We start from the raw sequence: 18,872 nt of genomic DNA, 5'->3' as shown, positions 1-18,872 counted from the left end.
TTTAATTGTTAGTAGATAGTGAGAAAGGGAAAGTATCGGTTGTTGTTCCTCTTTTTGTATTAGGTATGTTGTTCATAATAAAATTAAAAGTACCGCCCTTTAAGATATCTTCATGGCTAATCCAATTATTTTTGTATTCTTTCCCGTTTAATTTAATTTTATCAACATATTTATTTTCCGAATTAGAATTAGGCGCTTCAATGGTAAATGTTTTGCCATTTTCAAGATGTAACGTTACTTTTTTAAATAAAGGCGAACCCAATATGTATTGATTCGTTGCAGGACAAACAGGGTAGAAACCTAAAGCAGAAAAAACATACCAAGCAGAAGTTTGTCCGTTATCTTCATCACCGCAATAGCCATCTGGAGTTGGTTTGTACATGCGTTCCATAACTTCTCTAACCCAATATTGTGTTTTCCAAGGTTGGCCCGCATAATTGTATAAATAAATCATATGTTGAATGGGTTGGTTTCCATGCGCATATTGTCCCATATTTGCAATTTGCATCTCACGTATTTCATGAATAGTGCCTCCATAATAACTATCATCAAAAACTGGAGCCATTTTAAACACAGAATCTAGCATAGTGATAAATTGTTGATGTCCACCCATTAGTTGTGCTAATCCTTCAATATCGTGAAAAACACTCCAAGTATAATGCCAACTGTTACCTTCTGTAAATGCATCACCCCATTTTAAAGGATTAAAAGGTTTCTGAAATTTTCCATCTTTATTTTTTCCACGCATTAATTTTGTTTCAGAATCAAAAAGATGTTTGTAATTTTTACTTCTATTTTCATACAACTCAATTTCTTTTTGTGGACGATTCAATAATTTGGCCAAACGACTAATTGCAAAATCATCGTAAGCATATTCTAGGGTTCTAGCAGCACTTTCATTAATGTCAACATTGTAAGGGACATAACCTAATTCATTATAATATTGAACTCCTTTTCTTCCTGTAGCTTGTGGTCCTTCATTGTTAGCACCATGAAGTAGTGCTTCGTACAGTTTTTCGATATCATATCCTCGCAACCCTTTTATGTAGGCATCTGCTACAACTGATGCTGAGTTATTACCAATCATGATGTCACTGTAGGATGGACTGCTCCATTCGGGTAACCAACCACCCTCTTTATAATCGTTTAGTAGCCCTTCTTGCATTTCCTTATTAATGGAAGGATACATTAAATTTAAAAAAGGGTAAAGTGCTCGAAAAGTATCCCAAAAACCAGTTCCAGCAAAGCGATATCCTGGAATGGTTTTACCAGAATAGGGACTATAATGAACTATATTTCCATTAGTATCAATTTCGTACATTTTCATTGGGAAAAAGAGGGTACGATACAAGGTAGAGTAGAATGTTCTTACTTGGTCTGTTGTACCTCCTTCAACTTGTATTTTTTCTAAAGTTGTATTCCAAATTTTCTTGGCTTTTTGTTTAACAGTATCAAAGTTGTCAGAGCCAATTTCTTTTAGATTTTGTTCAGCTTGGTCAAAACTGATAAAGGATGAAGCAACTTTAGCGTGAATAATTGTGTTTTTATTTTTTGTTATAAAATGAACAAGACTACTTATATGTGATCCAGAAAGTTCATTTGTGTCAATTTTAGTTTTATCATTCCAAAGTGAAGTAGTTATAAAAGGAGTATCAAAAACAATGACAAAATAATTTTTGAAATTATTTAATTTTCCTCGTGCATATCTCGAGCTGTAACCAATAATTTTATTTTCTGAAGGAATGATTTTGATGTACGAACCTCTGTCATAGGCATCAATGGCTACAAAAGCACTGTCTGTTTTAGGAAAAGTAAATCGAAAGGAAGCGGCTCTTTCTGTTGGAGTGATTTCTGTAGTAACATCATAATCCGCTAGATAAACACTATAATAATAGGGTTTGGCGATTTCAGACTTATGACTGAACCAACTGGCTCTTTCTTCTTCATCAATAGTACCTTTTTTAGTCATCGGCATTAAAGAAAACGGACCGTAATCGTTCATCCAGGGTGAAGGCTGGTGTGTTTGTTTGAATCCTCTAATTTTATTAGCATCATAGGTATATTGCCAACCGTTGCCATTGTTGCCAGTTTGTGGTGTCCAAGCATTCATTCCCCAAGGTAAAGCAATGGAAGGATAAGTGTTTCCATTACTTAATTCATAACTACTGTCGGTTCCCATGAGTGGATTTATCCAATCTACTAAATCATTAGGTTTGGAAACATTTTGAGCATTACAGTATAAAGTAATTATAAAAATCACTTTAAATATCTTTTGATTCATTAAAGAAAAGAATTAATTTGTTTATTTGTATTGTTCAAATATACTTAATTCTATTCTTTATCACGAAAACAAATATGAGGAAGTTGTGCTATTGTATAGTTAAAATATTTAGTTTCAAAATTTTTTCTAATTTGTTTATTCTCTTATAAAATGAAATTGGGATTTTTGAGGAGTTACTCTTTGGTGTTCATCAACTTGCATTTCAATAAATACCATTTCTTTTTTATTTAATGTTGTTATCCGAGCCGTTCTGTCATTAGTAGTTAATTCAATAAATTTCCCTTTCTGATTATATCTCCATTTTCCTATTTTTTGCGGATTACTCAAAAGAAAATATGAATTATCAGGATTGAATTGGACTTTTAAATCAATGTTAATTTGTATTGGTTTTCCTTGTATTGAAGCAAAACTTAAACTCCATGTATGGCATAATGTAGCTATAACTTCTTCTTCAGATAAGTTAATATGTTGGCTATGAAGTTGATTTAAAGAATTAAAAAATAATAAAATGAGAAAGTATTTTTTTACCATAGACATAATGATTTGGTTAATATTAGTAGGATATTTAAAAGTTTAAATTAAATATACAATAAATATTTAATTTTTTAATTTTTTTTATATAAACTTTTTAAAAAAATGATTAAAAAAATGATTAATATGTATTTGTGTTGTAATTAGAATTGAAATAGTTTTTTTCTTCTATCTTTACTTACTATTTTATAATATTATGGCTCAATTTATTAAGATTTACGAAGATAAGCCTAGTGAAGCTGCTATTAAAAAAGTGGTAGATGTATTACGAGATGGTGGATTAGTAATATATCCCACGGATACAGTTTATGGTTTAGGATGCGATATAACAAATTCTAGGGCATTGGAAAGAATTGCTAAAATAAAAGGTATTAAACTTGAAAAAGCTAATTTTTCTTTTGTATGTTGTGATCTAAGCAACATTTCTGACTATATAAAACAGATAGATACAAGTACGTTTAAGATTTTAAAAAGAGCCTTGCCAGGACCTTATACATTTATTTTATCAGGTAATAATGAGTTGCCAAAAGAATTTAGAAAGAAGAAAACTGTAGGTATACGTGTGCCTAAAAATAATATTGCTTTAGAAATAGTAAGAGTATTAGGTAATCCAATAGTTTCAACATCAATACATGATGAAGACGAAGTTTTAGAATATTCTACTGATCCAGAATTAATTTTTGAGAAATGGCAAAATAAAGTTGATGTAGTTATTGACGGAGGTTATGGAGATAATGTAGCGTCAACTATTATCGATTTATCAGGATATGAACCTGAAGTAATTCGTGAAGGCAAAGGAAGCTTAGATATTTTATAATAATGAGATTAATTCTTTTGTTTTTCCTACTTTTCACGAAAAGTATTTATTCACAAATAACAATTGAGGGTTTTGTAAAAGATACTAATCAGATACCTTTATTAGGTGCATCTATCTATATTGATGGAACAACTATTGGTACAACAAATGATGATAAAGGTTATTTTTTACTTACATTATCCAGTACAATTAATTCTGTCGTTGTAATTAGTTATTTTGGATTTATTACTCAATACATAGCCACAGAAGGAACGCAAAAAAGTATTAATATTGTTTTGACAGAGGAAATAAAATCTTTAAAAGAAGTTATTGTACAACAATGCCCTTTTTCAAGAAAGCGAATGCTTCAATTTTTTAAAGAACAATTTTTAGGTACCAATAAAGCTGGGTCTGACTGTGAAATTGAAAATGAAGATGAAATTTATTTTGATTATGATAGTAAAAACTTTGTTTTAAAGGCTTATTCAGACAAACCTTTATTAATTAGAAATAATTATTTAAGTTATAAAATTACCTATCAATTGGTAGACTTTCAATGTAAATTTTATAAGATTAGTTTAAATACATCAGATATGTTGAGTTCATTGTATGCTGGGACTTCTTTTTTTACAGCTATTGAAAATGATAAGAAATTTATAAAAAGAAGAGATGCGTCATATTTTGGTTCATCTTTACATTTTTTTAGGAATTTGGTGGCAAAAAAATGGGGAAAAGATGATTTCATATTATTTAAAGGAAGTCTTATGACTAATCCAGATGAGCATTTTGTAATTTCTGAAGATGTTAACAATCCTTTTTATAAAGTAAATGTTGTTAAACAAGAAAAAGGTTTAAATAAAAAAGGATTAGTAGCGGAGTTTAATATTTTATATAATAATAAAGAGCAATCAAAAATAAGTTTTTTTAGAGAGGCATTTTTTGTAGATAAATTTGGTTTATTTTCAAATTATAATGACATCTTTTTTTCTGGAGATATCACTAAAAGAAAAATAGGTGATTTATTACCATCAAATTATGGGCTATAAAAAATGCCTCTTTTAATAAAGAGGCATTTTTTATATTTATTTACCTAATAATCTTTTCTTAAGCGTTCTATCTACGCATCGTTCTTCTAGCCAAATACCGAAAAGAGCTTTTCTAAAGTCTAAACCTTCAATCTCACCAGTTAGTTTGTCATTTATGAAAACATACGTTTTAACATCTTCTTTAGAATACACAAATTCTAGATATCCCTTTTCTGTAACGTTTTCGAAGAAAGACATAAATTTATGCATTCGATCTCTTAAGGGCTCAATTTCACTTTGATATGATTTTTCAATACCTTCTTCGATAGCTTTGATTAATTTTTCTCTAGTTACTAAAGAAGAAGTAACATATAATCTCGTTGCAATAGTTTCATCAGAATCCAGAATTTTCTTAGGGTCATCTGTTTTTTCAGTAAGATATAATGCTTGTACATATAAATTAATCCACATTTTATCTCGAATTCCATAACCGTTTAGAACTAATTTGGTTTTACCACCAGAATCTCTAACTTTTATACTTTTTTTAATTTTGATTCCGTCTACGTCTAAATCATCTTGTGAAAAAGATGAAAAGCTTACAAGAAAAGCTAATAACAAAATAATTTTTTTCATAAATTTCAAAATTGGGGATTGCAAAACTAATTAATTAATAATAAAGATAACGATTTTTTAATAAAAAAACCATTTTTTCTTAAAAAACTATTTGCAAATTTAATGCCAAAAAAAAAGTATGGCAAAAAATACCATACTTTTCATATTTAATTTTATTAATAATTATTTTTTGTCTCCACTAAGATTTTTCATTTCTTTTTCAATCATATCATAAAACTGATCGATTTTAGGCAAAATAATAATCTTTGTTCTTCTATTTTTAGAACGATTCTCAGGAGTATCATTTGCAACTAATGGAATAAAGTAACTTCTTCCTGCAGGTATAAGTTGTTTTGGGTCTACACCTAAATCGTTTTGTAAAACTCTCACAATAGATGTTGCTCTTTTAACTGATAGATCCCAATTGTCTAATAATACTGTATTTTTAATTGGCACGTTATCCGTATGACCTTCAACCATACATTCAAAATCTGGTTTACTATTAATTACTTTTGCTACTTTTGCTAAAACAGTTTTTGCTCCAGGACTTACTTCATAACTTCCTGATTTAAATAATAAATTATCTGCAATAGAAATGAAAACCACTCCTTTTTCTACATTTACATTGATATCTGGATCATTTAAACCGACTTCTTTTTTCAAACTAGTAACTAATGCAAGGGTAACACTGTCTTTTTTAGATAAGGCGTCTTGTAATCTCGATATTTTTAAATCTTTTTCTTTTAAGCTTTCTAAAGATTTTTCTAGATTCTCAGCTCCTTTTGTAGTTAAAACAGTTAACTCTTTCGAACTGTTAATTAAATCGGCATTATTCTTTTTTAAATAATCTAATTGATCCGTAATAGCTGATTTTTCAGTTAAACAGTTATTTAATTTAACGGTAGCTGTATTTAGTAAATCTTGAATTTCTTTATTTTTGTTTTCTAATTCTGTAAATTTCTTTTTTGAAACACACGAAGAAAGTGTGAGGATTAATGCTGTTGCAATTACTGTTATTTTTTTCATAATTCAATTATTTGGTACAAAATTAATGACAATTTTGTGTATTATTAAAATTAATATAGCTAAACTATTGTTAAAATAAGTTCTTATAAAAATGTTGCTTTTTAATAAAAAAACGAATGATAATAGAACTTATTGCATAGTAATTATCCTTATTATTTAAATTTCTTTTCCTATAATGATGTTTGAAGTTTATATAGAATTGATAATGAGCTTTTAATATAGAGTGAAAATGTTTCCATTTTCCTTTTATTAAAAATTGAATACCAGCTATACCATCTAGTACCATTCTTAAAAATAGAATTTTAAATAGTTTGTCTTTTGGTAAATTTTTAGTTAACATATACAATGAATTCCTAAAATTTAGATATGTTTTTTTAGGATTACCAACAGATAAGGTTGCTCCCCCTATATGATAAACTACTGATTGATGCGAATATTTAATAACGTGTCCAAGATTGAAAGCCCTCCAACATAAGTCAATTTCTTCTTGATGTGCAAAAAAATCTTCATCAAAACCTTTTAATTCTTGATATACTTTATTTCTAATAAAAAAACACGCTCCAGACGCCCAAAAAATCTTTCTATCCGAATCATATTGCCCATCATCTTTTTCTACACTATCAAAAATACGGCCTCTACAAAACGGGTAACCATATTTGTCAATAAAACCTCCAGCAGCACCAGCATATTCAAAATAAGATTTGTTTTTAAAATCTAAAATTTTAGGTTGAATAATGGCTATTTCAGATTCTTTTTCAAATATATGGATAATTGGTTTCAGCCAGTTTGCTGTTACCTCAATATCACTGTTTACTAAAGCTAAATATTCTTCTTTTATATTTTGCAATCCTTCATTATAACCTTTAGCAAAGCCATAATTGCCTTCGTTTTCAATTATCTGAACCTCTGGAAATTCAGATTTTAAAACCGAAATGGAATCATCATTTGAAGCATTGTCCACAACATAGATTGTGGCTTCTTCAGAATATTGAAGTACGCTTGGTAAAAATTGTCTCAGTAAATCGACCCCGTTCCAATTTAATATAACTACGGCTATTTTTTTCATTTATAAAAATTGAAAAATTAAATATTTTATTGATGTGATAAACCCTACTATAAAAACTATTCCAATCAAGGCTACAACAAGTAAACAACCAATTACTTCCAATTCAATACTTGATTTTTTATTTTCTTCATTTACTTTTTGGGGAGGATTTTTCTCTACTATTTCAATGCTTTCTAAGAAAAGTTTGCTACTGGTTATTGCTTTTGTTTTTTCTAAGGTAAAAATTGAATTTTCTTCATATATATCTTTTGGACAAGAAACTATCGTATTGGCTATTTCGTTTTTAAGAATCTCTAAGCCTTCAATATTAGCTTCAATAGTAAATGCGTAGGCATGATTATCAAAATGAATATATAAATAAGGTTGTTTCTCAGATTGAGTCTTTTTACTTTCTCGACCAAATATATTATCTATTTCTTCCAAAGTATTCAGGTATTATAATATGGTAAATCTTTTAAAAATACATACTTCTCATTTTCAAAATCCATTTGACAAAAATAATGATTTAGTCCATTAGTAACCATCAAATAACTTGCTTTTAAAACCAAATTATATCTAGCGATTTGATCAAAAGTTTGTTGGGAAATCACAATCTCAGGTGCTTTGCATTCAATCAATAAAAAAATGGTGCCATTTGGATTAAAAACAACAATATCATATCGTTTGTTTATACCGTTTACTTTTACTAATTTTTCAACATTTACATAGGATTTTGAATATTTTTTTTCCTGAATTAAATACTGTAATGTATTTTGACGTACCCATTCTTCTGGTGTGAGTACCACAAATTTTTTTCTGATTTCATCGAAAATAAAGGTTTTATTTTCACTATTTTTGAACCGAAAGGAATATGTTGGAAAATGCAATTGAATCATTTCACAAAATTAGCTAAATAAAATAAATAGCCAACACGAGTTGTTTTAGACAATACTATGGACGAAGTTGTACAAATTATAAAAGAAATCAAATCGGGAATTTTTAAACCTATTTATTTCTTTATGGGAGAAGAACCTTATTATATAGATAAATTAACAGAATATATTGAAGATAATGTATTAACGGAAGATGAAAAAGGGTTTAATCAGGTTGTTTTATATGGTAGAGATACTTCTATAGAAGATATTGTGTCTAATGCTAAACGCTATCCCATGATGGCAGACAGACAAGTTGTAGTGGTAAAAGAAGCTCAAGAATTATCAAGAACAATTGATAAATTAGAAGCGTATGCAGAAAATCCGCAACCTACAACAGTTTTAGTTTTTGCTTATAAATACAAAACTTTAGATAAAAGAAAAAAAGTAACTAAGTTGTTAGCGAAAACAGGTGTGGTTTTTGAAAGCAAAAAATTATATGAAAATCAAGTAGGAGATTGGATTAAAAGAGTTTTATCGGGTCAAAAATATGCTATTGAACCTAAAGCTGCTGCCATGTTAGTAGAGTTTTTAGGTACAGATTTATCAAAAATTAATAATGAATTAGATAAATTAAAAATCATTCTTCCACAAGGACATACCATTACAGCAAAAGATATCGAAGATAATATTGGGATTAGTAAAGATTATAATAATTTTGAACTTAGAAAAGCCATTGGCGAAAAAGATCAAATAAAAGCATACAAGATAATTACTTTTTTCTCACAAAACCCAAAAGATAATCCTATAGTGGTTACTACTGGTTTAGTTTTTGGTTTTTTCTCACAATTATTGCAATATCATGGTCTAAAAGATAAATCCAAAGCAAACGTAGCTAAAGTGTTAAAAATCAATCCTTATTTTGTGTCTGATTATGATGTAGCTGTTCGCAATTATCCAATGAAAAAAGTGAGTGCAATAGTATCCTCCTTGCGAGATATTGACGTTAAAAGTAAAGGCGTAGGAGCGAATTCAATTTCTCAACACGATTTATTGAAAGAAATGCTAATCAAGATTTTTACTTAAATTTAATTTAAATAATTAATATCTTTGTAGGCTATTTTTTAACTCAAATCTAAAATAAAATAAATGGGAATGAATAAAAATACAGTATTAGCATGGGCTACATTTATCATGATACTGATGGGATTACTTTTAATAGGATTAGGAATTTATAGATATGCAGATGTAGCCGGTTGGGGATTTTCTGCTGTAGGCGTTGGTTTTTTTGCTATTGCATGGGTTTTTAATGCACTAAAAGGGAGAGTGTAAAATAAGATAAATAAACAATCAAGATAAATAATAAACATTTTTATGTCAGACGATAAGAAAGTCATATTTTCAATGTCACGAGTAAATAAGATTTACTCTAGTACAAACAAACAAGTTCTAAAAGACATATACTTAAGTTTTTTCTATGGAGCTAAAATAGGTATCCTTGGTCTTAATGGATCAGGTAAATCTTCTTTATTGAAAATTATTGCAGGATTAGATAAAAACTTTCAAGGAGATTTGGTTTTTGCTCCTGGTTATACAGTAGGATATTTAGAACAAGAGCCTCAATTAGATGAAACTAAAACCGTTATCGAAATAGTTAGAGAAGGTGCGGCTGAAATTTATGGGTTATTAGACGAATTTAATAAAATTAATGATAGTTTTGGTTTACCTGAAGTGTATGAAGATGCAGATAAGATGCAAAAATTGATGGACCGTCAGGCAGAACTACAAGATAAGATTGATGCCGCTGGTGCATGGGAAATCGACAATAAGCTTGAAGTAGCCATGGATGCACTTCGTACTCCCGAAGCTGATACACCTATAAAACATTTGTCAGGTGGAGAAAAAAGACGTGTAGCGCTTTGTCGTTTATTATTACAACAACCGGATGTTTTATTATTGGATGAGCCTACCAACCACTTGGATGCTGAATCTGTATTGTGGTTAGAGCAACATTTGCAACAATATGCAGGAACTGTTATTGCGGTAACACACGATCGTTACTTCTTAGATAATGTGGCTGGTTGGATTTTAGAATTAGATAGAGGAGAAGGAATTCCTTGGAAAGGAAATTATTCTTCTTGGTTAGATCAAAAATCGAAACGTATGGAGCAAGAAGAAAAAGTAGCTTCAAAACGTAGAAAAACATTAGAACGAGAGTTAGATTGGGTTCGTCAAGGAGCAAAAGGACGTCAAACAAAACAAAAAGCACGTTTACAAAACTATGATCGTTTATTAAATGAAGATCAAAAAGTATTGGAAGAGAAATTAGAAATTTATATTCCTAATGGACCAAGATTAGGAACTAATGTAATTGAAGCTCAAGGAGTAGCTAAAGCATTTGGAGATAAATTGTTATATGATAATTTGAATTTTACTTTACCTCAAGCAGGAATTGTTGGTATTATTGGACCCAATGGTGCTGGAAAGTCTACTATTTTTAAAATGATTATGGGAGAAGAAAATCCAGATAATGGAAGTTTTAAAATAGGAGATACAGTTAAAATTGCGTATGTAGATCAATCACATAGCGATATTAATCCAGAAAAATCAATTTATGAAAACTTTTGTGACGGTCAAGAACTGATGATGATGGGAGGAAAACAAGTAAATTCTCGGGCGTATTTATCTCGTTTTAATTTTGGTGGTAGCGATCAAAATAAAAAAGTTGCTACGTTATCCGGAGGAGAAAGAAACCGTTTGCATTTAGCTATGACATTAAAAGAAGAAGGAAATGTTTTACTTCTAGATGAGCCTACAAATGATTTAGATATTAATACACTACGAGCACTAGAAGAAGGATTAGAGAATTTTGCAGGTTGCGCTGTAATTATTTCTCACGATAGATGGTTCCTAGATAGAGTTTGTACCCATATTTTAGCCTTTGAAGGAGATTCACAAGTATATTTCTTTGAAGGAAGTTTTTCTGAATATGAAGAAAATAAGAAAAAACGTTTAGGTAAAGAAGTAACACCTACACGTATTAAATACAAAAAATTAATTAGAAATTAATACTATAGTAATAACAATTCTAAATAACCTATTATCTTGTTTTAATAGGTTATTTTTTTGTTTTATTTTAAAATAAATGTAATTTTAAATTCATAAAGGTGTTAGATTACAAACAAGTATTTTTCTTGTTAAAATACAAAAAACAATAACGTGACTAATAAATTTTTTGTATAATATTTGTATATTTAACATACAAGTAACAATTATAATTTTGTTCAAGCCCCAATCAATGAATTATTTTAAGGTATTATTATTTATCATTACTTTTTCTTTTTTTAACAATGTCATTTCTCAAAATGCTAAAGAAAAAATAAAAACTATTAAAGAGTATCTTTCAGAATCAGGTAAATATTTACATACTAGCCAACCTGAATTATCATTGCAAAATGCAAAAAAAGCATTAGCCCTTGCCATCAAAAAAAAGGATGAATCTTCTATAGCAAAAGCATATAACTTTATTGGCCTTAATTTTGTTGAAATTTATGATTTTGAAAAAGCAATAGATTATTATAATAAAGCACTCCTTCATGCTGAAAATACTAATAATGACACCATTAAAAGCTGGTTATATAATAATTTAGGTAATGTTTATTCTTATAATAAAAATGATGAAGAAGCTGGGATTAAATATTATTTAAAATCTTTAGAATATGCAAGAAAGGTAGATATAGTTGAATTTGCATATAATAAATTAAATTTAGTAAATACTTATTTTGAAAAGAAAAAATTTGAAGAAGGAAAAATCCACTTAGATGAAGTACGAATGCATATTGACTCTTTAGTAGGTGAACATGAAGCGCAATTTTTTTTCTATTCATTAAATGGAGATTATGAAGAATATAAAGGAAATTTATCAATTGCTGAGAATAATTTGTTAAAAGCTTTAAAAATTTGTCAATCAAAATATAATAACTTCAATCCTTCTCATGAAGTGGGCATGAACGAAAGTCTATCAAAATTCTATTTCAAAAGAAAACAATATGACAAGGCTTATAAATATTTGTTAGCAACAGATTCTCTAAGACAAATAGCTTTTGAACTTCAAAGAAATGAAAAAGTTAAAGGCTTAGTGGAACAGATTGAAAAAGAAGAAGTTAAGAGAGACTTGATAAAAATGGAAGCGGATAAAAGAATCCAAGACGAAAAATTTTTTAATATTAAAATCTTAATTATTCTTATTGGGGTTATTTTTCTTACCACATTAACCATTTTGTATTCCCAACTTAAATTAAACAAAATTAGAAGAAAATCTAATGAGGAATTAAGAGAAGCTAATGAAGAATTAAGAATTGCTAAAGAAAAAGCGGAAGAAGCCTCAAAAATTAAGTCTCAATTCGTATCCACCATTAGTCACGAATTAAGGACACCATTGTATGGTGTAATAGGTATTACAGATATTATAGAAGTTGAGCATCATGAACTTAAAAATAGTCCGCATTTGAAAGCTTTAAAATTTTCAGCTAACTATTTATTATCATTAGTAAATGATATCTTAAAAGTTTACAAATTTGAAGAAAATAAAGTCGTTTTAGAAAATAATTTATTTAATTTAGAAGATAAACTTGAAACAATAAAAAACTCATTAGATAATATTGCATTAAAATACAATAATGATATTATAATAAAAGTAGATAAGAAAATTCCAGAATACATTATCGGAGACAGTGTTCGTCTTTCTCAAATTATATTAAATTTAGTAAGTAATTCTCTAAAATTTACCCATAATGGTAAAGTAACTATTACAGCCGATTTAGATTACAAAAATAAAGAACAGATTTACATAAAATTTAAAGTAATTGATACTGGTGTGGGTATTCCAAAAGAGTTTCAAGAAAAAGTATTTGATAAATTTGTTCAAATAAATAGAAAAGAAGATGATTACCAAGGAACAGGCCTTGGTTTAACTATAGTTAAGAAATTAATTGAACTATTTAAGGGAGATATTCATTTAGAAAGTGAAGAAAATAAAGGGACAACAATTACTTTTACTATCCCTTTTGAATCAGGAAAAGATAAAGTAAATGATTTTATTAATAATATAGATGTAGATTTATCTTTACCAAAAACTTACAAAATATTAGTTGTTGAAGACAATAAAATTAATCAAATTGTAACCAAGAAACTATTAGAAAATCACAAATTTCAATGTGAAATTGCTGATGACGGTTTTGTGGCATTAGAATTGTTAGAGTCACAAAAATTTGATGCTATTTTAATGGATATCAATATGCCAAAAATCAATGGTTTTGAAACGACAAAACTAATACGTCAGAAAGGCTTTACTATTCCAATTATTGCAGTAACCGCTTTTGAAAAAGAAGAAGTACAAATAAAAGCAAAACAAGCTGGTATTGATGATATTATAGCAAAACCTTTTGATACAAGAAAACTATTTCAAATGATACGTTTATATATTAATTCTAAGGAAGAAGAATTAAATTAATACCATCTTTTTTTATTCTTTTTAGAAGCATCTGATTTTCGAGAAGTATTATTTTTGTTGCCTGATTTAGATTTGTTTTTATTTCTGTAATCCGTTTTTGTACCCTCTTTTTTTTCTTCTTCTTCTTTCCAAGGAAAGGGATGGTTTTCTACGATCTTAACTTTTATTCTAATTAATTTTTCAATATCATTCCAATAGCCTTTCTCATCTTTACCACAAAATGAAATAGCTAATCCAGAATTGCCTGCTCTTCCTGTTCTCCCTATTCGATGGACATAGGTTTCTGAAATATTTGGGATATCAAAGTTAATTACAAAAGGTAAACTTTCAATGTCAATTCCTCGAGCAGCAATATCGGTAGCTATTAATACTGGAATCTCTTGATTTTTAAAGCTTTCTAAAATACGTTGTCTTGAGTTTTGTGATTTATCTCCATGAATGGCACCGGCTTCGATTCCTTTTTTATGTAATGCTTTAACAATATTATCAGCACCGTGTTTCGTTCTTGTAAAAACTAATACATTTTTAATTTTTTCTTCAGTTAATAAATGATATAATAAATTTCTTTTTTCAGTTTTATCAACAAAATATACTTTTTGACTCACTTTTTCTGCCGTACTTGAAATAGGTGCTACCGAAACATATTTTGGTTTTTTTAAAAAAGTATCGGCTAATTCCCTTATGGCAAGTGGCATAGTAGCTGAAAACAATAACGTTTGTCTATTTTCTGGAGTAAGTTTAATAATTTTTTTTACATCATTAATAAATCCCATGTCTAGCATTTGGTCAGCCTCATCTAAAATCAATTGGTGCATGTGATTTAAATCGATAAAACCTTGTTTGTATAAATCCAACAATCGTCCAGGAGTTGCAATTAAAACATCTACTCCTTCTTTTAATTCATTTACTTGTGGAACTTGATTAACACCTCCAAAAATGACTAATGTTTTAATATGGGTATACTTACCATAGGTATTAAAGCTTTCTCCTATTTGTATAGCTAATTCTCTTGTAGGTGTAATTACTAATGTTCTAATTCGCTTCACTTTTTTTGCAGATCCAACAATTTTATGAATGAGCTGTATAACAGGAATAGCAAATGCAGCGGTTTTACCTGTACCTGTTTGGGCACAAGCTACTAAATCATGTTCTGCTAAAATTTCTGGAATGGCTTGTTGTTGAATAGGAGTAGGGGTTTTGTAACCCTCTTCTTCCAAAGCTTGTTGTATATTATTAATTAGGTGAAGTTCTTTAAAAGTCATTTGTGATTTTTTTTGCAAAGGTAGGTAAAAGAAAATAGAGTTTTAAAATGAATAGGATTTGTAAATAACAATTACAACACTTTACTTTTTATAAAATCTGTAATTAAATAAGCCATTAACTTTCCTGTCAAATGATTGTTATTTGTTAAATCTAAATCGGGAGCACCTTCACAGATATGTAAATAAGCGGCATTTTTATGTTTACCAAAATAATGGACATATTCTCTGGCCTGTTGCACACTAAAACCACTTAAAGTCATTGCACTAGAATAAATATGAGGTATAGCATCTAAATCTAATTCTACACCAAAAGGGTCTTGTTTTATAAAATTTATGGCTTCTTGTAATTGAGAATCAAAAGTCTTTTGCTTTCTCACTTCGATTTCTTCATATGAAACATATTTTAATCGTGCTTCTTGTTCTTTAATGGAATTAAAAACACTTTTTGAAACAAAATTTTCATGTAAACCAAAAACAAAATATTTTTTTAAAAAACCTTCTTCAAAGGCATAACTAAACCCATTACCAGAATGTCGTCCTTCTAAAATTCTAAAATCGGTATGTGCATCAAAATTTACTGCATTTACAGGTTTGCCTTTCGCTAAAGCGAGTCCTTTAATATTACCATAAGCATTATTATGCCCACCGCCAATAATAATAGGTGTTTTTCCACACTTAATTATTTGATGAATAATATGAGAGACTTCTTTGTCAATTTTTTCAACTAACTTAAATAGTCTCTTTTTGTGTTCTTTATTTGTGTTTTTTAATTCTTTAGCTTCGTTAATTTCTTCAGAAATATTCAAATGACCTAATAGTACAATATTATTGCCTTTGCAAAATTTATTATGTTGTACATTTACTAAACTTTTTAATGCACTTTCATAAGCTGATGCTGTTCCAGGGCGACCTAGATTTGCCTTAACTCCTATATCTTCAGGAATCCCAAAAACTACAAATTGTGCTTCACATTCAGATAAAAAATCCCAAATATTATCTTCTGAAGGAATGGTTATGGCTTTTTCTCCTAACTTTATCTCACCACTTCTATGATGAGTAATTTTAGCCAATTCTTTAATCGTTAATAAATTAATTTTTTCCATTTATTTAAAAAAATTTCATTTCAAAAATACTATTTTAATATAACTTTCGTTCTAAGATTGAATAAATACTTTATAAATTGTACATTTGTTAAAAAAATTAAGTAATTACCAAAAATTTTATGGAAAACACAGACACAAAGAGTAACTCAGGTTTAAAAGCAGCGATTGTTGTTTTAGCATTATTATTGTTAGGAAGTATAGGTTATATTTATAAACTAACTTCAGACAATAAAAAACAATTAAATGAATTAACTGTTGAAAAAACAGCTCTAGAAGAGGATATTAAAGCTAGAATTGCAGAACTAGAAGCTATGTCTAGCGAAAATACGGCTCTAAAAGGAGACATCGATGCTCAAAAAGAAGAAATGACAAAACTTTTAGAAGAATTAGAAAAATCTAAAGGTGATGTTCAAGCTATGGCTCGATATAAAAATGAATATTTCCGTTTGAAAAAAGAAATGGATAATTTAGTAGCGGAAAACAAATTGTTAAAAGAACAAAACGTTAATTTAACAACTTCTTTAGATAGTACAGCTACTGCTTTAGAAGAAAATAGAAGGTTTACAGATACGCTTTTAGTTCAAAATAATAACATGACTAAAACTATTGAAAAAGCTTCTAAATTAGCAGTATTAAACTTAAATGTATTAGCAGTTAAAGAAAGAAGCTCAGGAAAACAAGTTGAAACTACAAAAGCGAGTAGAGCAGATAAATTAAAAATTAGCTTCGTAATTGCTGAAAATCAAATCGCTTCTTCAGGTGATAGAAAATATTATGTTCAAGTAATGGACACTAAAGGAAATATCTTAGGAGAAAAGAAAACAATTCCAATGGGTGACGATCAAACGTTAACGTATAGTTTTATTACTACAGTTAAGTATGAAAATAAATCAGTACAAGTTACTGAAGAATTAGCAGGAGACAATTTTGAAGCTGGGACATATTTTGTAAATGTATTTAGCGAAAAAGGAGAAAATGTTTCTAAAACAAGCTTTGTTTTAAAATAATACCTGTTACTTTTAACAATAAAAAAAACGGAACTGTCTCAGTTCCGTTTTTTTTATTCTTCTAATTTAGTTTGATAGCGTTCATAAGTCTTTTCAATTATACGAATCATACGTTTTCTTAAATTATTAGGCTTTAAAACTTCTAAACCATTTCCAAAACCTAATAATAAGCGTTCCAATTCATAATTCGGAATTAAAAATAAATGTACTAAAATGCTTCCGTCTTCATAAGTTTCTATAATTCGTTGACTATGATGTAACGGTTTTGTTATTACATATGGTGCGTTCATTTGATCGATCCATAACTCAATTTTCATAGGATATAAACCCTGATTTACGGTAACACCTACAATATTTTTATAATATTTTTCAGCATTAAACTCTTCTTCTAAGAAAGGAATATTAAAGTCATAATCAATTTTTTCAATACGATCTAATGCTAAATTGGTAATCGGTTGATTTGTTTTTGTTTTTCCTATCAAAAACCAACGGTTATTAAATTCTTTCAGTATAAAAGGATGAAAAGGCAGTATTTGTGCTTCTTTAGATTTAAAAGATCTGTAAGTAATAACTAAGACCACTTTTTTAACAATTGCCTGATAAATCTCGTCTAAAAAATGCAACCCTTTTAGATTTTCATTTTTATCCAAATGAATAACGGGTTGAGTGTGCGATTTTTCAGCGTAAATTTTGTCTTCTAAACGTTGTAAAATATCCGATACATCATTAAAGAGGGAAAAATCTTTAAACTGTTTCAACATAGAAACGGTTTCAGTCAAAACATTGATGTCTGTTTCTGTTAAAGGGATATCAGTAATTGAGAAATCATCTTCAGCATAATGATAATATTTTTTATCATAAACTTCAATAGGTGCGTTATAACCTAGTTTTTCACTACGCATCATTTGAATATCTAATTGAATGGTTCGTTTACTTACCGATGTTTCTTTTCCTTCATATTCATACAAAGCATTGCTACATGCTTCAATTAAATCATCTAAAGTCCATTGACGGTATTTGTTTTGAAGGCATTTATCTATTGTTTTATATCGAATGAGTGCGTTTTTGTTTTGTGCCATTTTAGTAATAAGTTGTTAGTACTTAGTGATTAGTGAATAGTTTTTTAGAGTTGGTTTATTTCTTTTTGAATATTTTCTCTTGCTTTTGCATCATATTTGATTCTAAATTCGTTTGTTTGGAATATAAAATCATTTTCTAAAAAATGTTCCAATGCTTTTTTGCGGCCAGGATTATAAAGTAGATTAGGGTATATCTTATATTCTTTTCGTATTTGTTGAAAATAAACTTGATAATTTTCCCAATCAGATGCTAATATATGCAAATCAAAATCAATCAACCAATTGATATCTTCAACAATATTATGCTTATGCAATTGAGTAGCACATATCATATTATAAATTAAATTTCTATTTGCAGTTGTAATTTTTGGCAATAATTGAATTGCAAATTTAGCGCTCTCAATTTCATTATCTTTTCTTGTAATTTTATAAATAATATCATGATAAAATAGCGCATATAATACTTCGTTTTTATGATTTAATCGTTCTTTGTATGTTTCGTATAAAAGAACCATGTTAGATATATGAGTTAAATTGTGATATTTTCTATTCTTTGAAGAATATTTTTTTTCTAAAACTTTCCAATGCTTATCAATATTGGTTTTTTCAAAACCTAACTGTAGTAATAAATCAGTATAAATGGCTTCTAATGACATTTTTTTAGTAAAAATACAAATTATTTTCCACTACGTAAAATAATTGCGTAATACAATTTGAATCT

The 18,872-nt window shown here is 28.5% G+C and carries 18 protein-coding genes; 7 read left to right on the top strand and 11 right to left on the bottom strand.

The annotated features are described in order from the left end of the window. Position 1 precedes the first annotated feature (1 nt). Together HALO113_RS02085 and HALO113_RS02080 are read right to left on the bottom strand one after the other, a co-directional pair. Positions 2-2,281: a GH92 family glycosyl hydrolase gene (locus HALO113_RS02085; RefSeq protein WP_159777440.1), complete on the bottom strand. Its 2,280-nt coding sequence runs from the start codon at positions 2,279-2,281 to the stop codon at positions 2-4. 135 nt (positions 2,282-2,416) lie between these two features. After that, on the bottom strand, positions 2,417-2,812 hold the full coding sequence (locus tag HALO113_RS02080) for a hypothetical protein (RefSeq protein ID WP_159777439.1): 396 nt from the start codon (positions 2,810-2,812) through the stop codon (positions 2,417-2,419). Positions 2,813-3,008: 196 nt separating this feature from the next. Here HALO113_RS02080 and HALO113_RS02075 point away from each other — a divergent pair, with 196 nt between their 5' ends. Both HALO113_RS02075 and HALO113_RS02070 read left to right on the top strand, forming a co-directional pair. Beyond that, on the top strand, positions 3,009-3,629 hold the full coding sequence (locus HALO113_RS02075; RefSeq protein WP_159777438.1) for an L-threonylcarbamoyladenylate synthase: 621 nt from the start codon (positions 3,009-3,011) through the stop codon (positions 3,627-3,629). 2 nt (positions 3,630-3,631) lie between these two features. Then, positions 3,632-4,654: a carboxypeptidase-like regulatory domain-containing protein gene (locus tag HALO113_RS02070; RefSeq protein WP_159777437.1), complete on the top strand. Its 1,023-nt coding sequence runs from the start codon at positions 3,632-3,634 to the stop codon at positions 4,652-4,654. A 36-nt stretch (positions 4,655-4,690) separates the two neighbouring features. On the opposite strand, the gene HALO113_RS02065 is transcribed toward HALO113_RS02070, so the two are convergent. The 5 genes from HALO113_RS02065 to HALO113_RS02045 all read right to left on the bottom strand — a co-directional run bounded on the left by HALO113_RS02065 (position 4,691) and on the right by HALO113_RS02045 (position 8,212). Next, positions 4,691-5,266, bottom strand: a complete 576-nt coding sequence (locus tag HALO113_RS02065; protein ID WP_159777436.1) for a chalcone isomerase family protein — start codon at positions 5,264-5,266, stop codon at positions 4,691-4,693. 162 nt (positions 5,267-5,428) lie between these two features. After that, positions 5,429-6,271 carry an OmpA family protein gene (locus tag HALO113_RS02060; RefSeq protein WP_159777435.1) on the bottom strand — a complete coding sequence of 281 codons (843 nt, stop codon included), beginning with the start codon at positions 6,269-6,271 and terminating at the stop codon, positions 5,429-5,431. A gap of 70 nt (positions 6,272-6,341) precedes the next feature. Further along, the gene (locus HALO113_RS02055; protein ID WP_159777434.1) at positions 6,342-7,337 is read right to left on the bottom strand and encodes a glycosyltransferase family 2 protein; all 996 of its coding nucleotides are present in this window, start codon (positions 7,335-7,337) and stop codon (positions 6,342-6,344) included. After that, on the bottom strand, positions 7,338-7,760 hold the full coding sequence (locus HALO113_RS02050) for a hypothetical protein (protein WP_159777433.1): 423 nt from the start codon (positions 7,758-7,760) through the stop codon (positions 7,338-7,340). Positions 7,761-7,765: 5 nt separating this feature from the next. Continuing rightward, positions 7,766-8,212 (bottom strand): type I restriction enzyme HsdR N-terminal domain-containing protein, encoded by a 447-nt coding sequence (locus HALO113_RS02045; protein ID WP_159777432.1) that lies wholly within the window; start codon positions 8,210-8,212, stop codon positions 7,766-7,768. Between the two features lie 57 nt (positions 8,213-8,269). Between HALO113_RS02045 and holA the strand changes: the two genes are divergently transcribed. From holA to HALO113_RS02025, 4 genes are all read left to right on the top strand, one after another. After that, on the top strand, positions 8,270-9,274 hold the full coding sequence (holA, locus tag HALO113_RS02040; RefSeq protein ID WP_159777431.1) for a DNA polymerase III subunit delta: 1,005 nt from the start codon (positions 8,270-8,272) through the stop codon (positions 9,272-9,274). A 63-nt stretch (positions 9,275-9,337) separates the two neighbouring features. Next, positions 9,338-9,520, top strand: coding sequence for a CAL67264 family membrane protein (locus tag HALO113_RS02035; protein WP_008258152.1), 183 nt, complete (start codon positions 9,338-9,340; stop codon positions 9,518-9,520). A 42-nt stretch (positions 9,521-9,562) separates the two neighbouring features. After that, entirely contained in the window at positions 9,563-11,257 is a 1,695-nt protein-coding gene (gene ettA, locus HALO113_RS02030) for an energy-dependent translational throttle protein EttA (protein ID WP_159777430.1), read from the top strand. Positions 11,258-11,486: 229 nt separating this feature from the next. Continuing rightward, on the top strand, positions 11,487-13,700 hold the full coding sequence (locus HALO113_RS02025) for an ATP-binding protein (protein ID WP_159777429.1): 2,214 nt from the start codon (positions 11,487-11,489) through the stop codon (positions 13,698-13,700). On the opposite strand, the gene HALO113_RS02020 is transcribed toward HALO113_RS02025, so the two are convergent. Both HALO113_RS02020 and HALO113_RS02015 read right to left on the bottom strand, forming a co-directional pair. Beyond that, complete coding sequence (locus tag HALO113_RS02020; RefSeq protein WP_159777428.1) at positions 13,697-14,962, bottom strand: DEAD/DEAH box helicase; 1,266 nt, start codon at positions 14,960-14,962, stop codon at positions 13,697-13,699. The two genes, HALO113_RS02025 and HALO113_RS02020, sit on opposite strands and share 4 nt — an antisense overlap. Before the next feature lie 71 nt (positions 14,963-15,033). Continuing rightward, a complete protein-coding gene (locus HALO113_RS02015; RefSeq protein WP_159777427.1) occupies positions 15,034-16,065 on the bottom strand; it encodes a formimidoylglutamase in 1,032 nt (343 codons plus the stop codon). Positions 16,066-16,184: 119 nt separating this feature from the next. Here HALO113_RS02015 and HALO113_RS02010 point away from each other — a divergent pair, with 119 nt between their 5' ends. Next, on the top strand, positions 16,185-17,072 hold the full coding sequence (locus HALO113_RS02010; protein WP_159777426.1) for a hypothetical protein: 888 nt from the start codon (positions 16,185-16,187) through the stop codon (positions 17,070-17,072). Positions 17,073-17,125: 53 nt separating this feature from the next. On the opposite strand, the gene HALO113_RS02005 is transcribed toward HALO113_RS02010, so the two are convergent. Both HALO113_RS02005 and HALO113_RS02000 read right to left on the bottom strand, forming a co-directional pair. After that, positions 17,126-18,151: a YafY family protein gene (locus HALO113_RS02005; RefSeq protein ID WP_159777425.1), complete on the bottom strand. Its 1,026-nt coding sequence runs from the start codon at positions 18,149-18,151 to the stop codon at positions 17,126-17,128. A 44-nt stretch (positions 18,152-18,195) separates the two neighbouring features. Then, positions 18,196-18,807 (bottom strand): hypothetical protein, encoded by a 612-nt coding sequence (locus HALO113_RS02000; RefSeq protein WP_159777424.1) that lies wholly within the window; start codon positions 18,805-18,807, stop codon positions 18,196-18,198. Positions 18,808-18,872: the final 65 nt, after the last annotated feature.

Source organism: Flavobacterium sp. 9AF (assembly GCF_902506265.1).
Classification (GTDB): domain Bacteria; phylum Bacteroidota; class Bacteroidia; order Flavobacteriales; family Flavobacteriaceae; genus Flavobacterium.
Note: the sequence above shows the minus strand (reverse complement) of the source record. Positions and strands in the feature narration are given on the sequence as shown.

Bases quoted from the DNA above. Each gene is read 5' to 3' on its own strand.
- HALO113_RS02085 (WP_159777440.1), bottom strand. From the start codon at position 2,281: ATGAATCAAAAGATATTTAAAGTGATTTTTATAATTACTTTATACTGT.
- HALO113_RS02080 (WP_159777439.1), bottom strand. From the start codon at position 2,812: ATGGTAAAAAAATACTTTCTCATTTTATTATTTTTTAATTCTTTAAAT.
- HALO113_RS02075 (WP_159777438.1), top strand. From the start codon at position 3,009: ATGGCTCAATTTATTAAGATTTACGAAGATAAGCCTAGTGAAGCTGCT.
- HALO113_RS02070 (WP_159777437.1), top strand. From the start codon at position 3,632: ATGAGATTAATTCTTTTGTTTTTCCTACTTTTCACGAAAAGTATTTAT.
- HALO113_RS02065 (WP_159777436.1), bottom strand. From the start codon at position 5,266: ATGAAAAAAATTATTTTGTTATTAGCTTTTCTTGTAAGCTTTTCATCT.
- HALO113_RS02060 (WP_159777435.1), bottom strand. From the start codon at position 6,271: ATGAAAAAAATAACAGTAATTGCAACAGCATTAATCCTCACACTTTCT.
- HALO113_RS02055 (WP_159777434.1), bottom strand. From the start codon at position 7,337: ATGAAAAAAATAGCCGTAGTTATATTAAATTGGAACGGGGTCGATTTA.
- HALO113_RS02045 (WP_159777432.1), bottom strand. From the start codon at position 8,212: ATGATTCAATTGCATTTTCCAACATATTCCTTTCGGTTCAAAAATAGT.
- holA (WP_159777431.1), top strand. From the start codon at position 8,270: ATGGACGAAGTTGTACAAATTATAAAAGAAATCAAATCGGGAATTTTT.
- HALO113_RS02035 (WP_008258152.1), top strand. From the start codon at position 9,338: ATGGGAATGAATAAAAATACAGTATTAGCATGGGCTACATTTATCATG.
- ettA (WP_159777430.1), top strand. From the start codon at position 9,563: ATGTCAGACGATAAGAAAGTCATATTTTCAATGTCACGAGTAAATAAG.
- HALO113_RS02025 (WP_159777429.1), top strand. From the start codon at position 11,487: ATGAATTATTTTAAGGTATTATTATTTATCATTACTTTTTCTTTTTTT.
- HALO113_RS02020 (WP_159777428.1), bottom strand. From the start codon at position 14,962: ATGACTTTTAAAGAACTTCACCTAATTAATAATATACAACAAGCTTTG.
- HALO113_RS02015 (WP_159777427.1), bottom strand. From the start codon at position 16,065: ATGGAAAAAATTAATTTATTAACGATTAAAGAATTGGCTAAAATTACT.
- HALO113_RS02010 (WP_159777426.1), top strand. From the start codon at position 16,185: ATGGAAAACACAGACACAAAGAGTAACTCAGGTTTAAAAGCAGCGATT.
- HALO113_RS02005 (WP_159777425.1), bottom strand. From the start codon at position 18,151: ATGGCACAAAACAAAAACGCACTCATTCGATATAAAACAATAGATAAA.
- HALO113_RS02000 (WP_159777424.1), bottom strand. From the start codon at position 18,807: ATGTCATTAGAAGCCATTTATACTGATTTATTACTACAGTTAGGTTTT.